Origin of the sequence: Streptomyces sp. SID13726 (genome assembly GCF_010548375.1) — a bacterium.
Lineage (GTDB): Bacteria > Actinomycetota > Actinomycetes > Streptomycetales > Streptomycetaceae > Streptomyces.
Map to the genome: position 1 here is coordinate 1 of NZ_JAAGLY010000103.1, position 712 is coordinate 712.

Genomic DNA, 712 nt, shown 5'->3' on the forward strand with positions numbered 1-712 from the left:
ACAGGCCCGGCACCGTCGCCGTGGTCCCGGTGACGGTGGAACGTCGCGTGCCGTCGACGTAGACGTCGTAGCCCGCGATGCCGTTCGCGTCGCTGGAGGGGTCCCACGCGAGCGAGACGGTGGTGCTCGACCGCGCCGTCGCGCGGAGGCCGCCGGGCGTCGTCGGCGGGGTGGTGTCGTCCGCCGGGTCGAGCGTCGTCACGGTCACCGGGGCGCTCGGGGCCGACGCGTTGCCGCGGGTGTCCGTGGCGCGCACCGTGACCGTGTACGGCGTGCTCGGGCTGCGCCCGGTGAGGACGACCTCGGTCGAGGTCACGGACGTCTCGACCGTGCCGTCCACGAGGACCTCGTAGCCCGCGACCGGGAAGTCGGCGGCCGTCGCCGCGGTCCAGGAGAGCGAGGCCGTGGTCGTGGTGCGGCCGGTCGCGGTCAGGCCGGTCGGCGCCGACGGCGGCTGGTCCGCGGACCCGTCGCACTTGAACCCGTTGATCCGGCAGTTCAGCGGTGCCGCGCCCGAGCCGTAGGCGATGAACCAGGGGCTCCACGTCGTGGTGCTCCCCCCGGCGGGGATGCTGCCGTTGTAGTGGGCGTTGACCACCTTCACGTGGTTGCCGGTCTGCGTCGCCGTGCCGTGGTAGAAGCCGCCCATCGTGACGCCGGGCGGGAGGTCGAACTCGAGGGTCCACTGCGTCATCGCGGTGGACGTCGGGTT

Annotated in this window: 1 protein-coding gene; it reads right to left on the reverse strand. The window is 73.6% G+C overall.

Going from position 1 to position 712, the window contains the following annotated elements:
• The coding region (locus tag G3I78_RS46575) for a fibronectin type III domain-containing protein (RefSeq protein WP_239158451.1) at positions 1 to 694 on the reverse strand (694 nt) is incomplete at its 3' end.
• Positions 695 to 712: the final 18 nt, after the last annotated feature.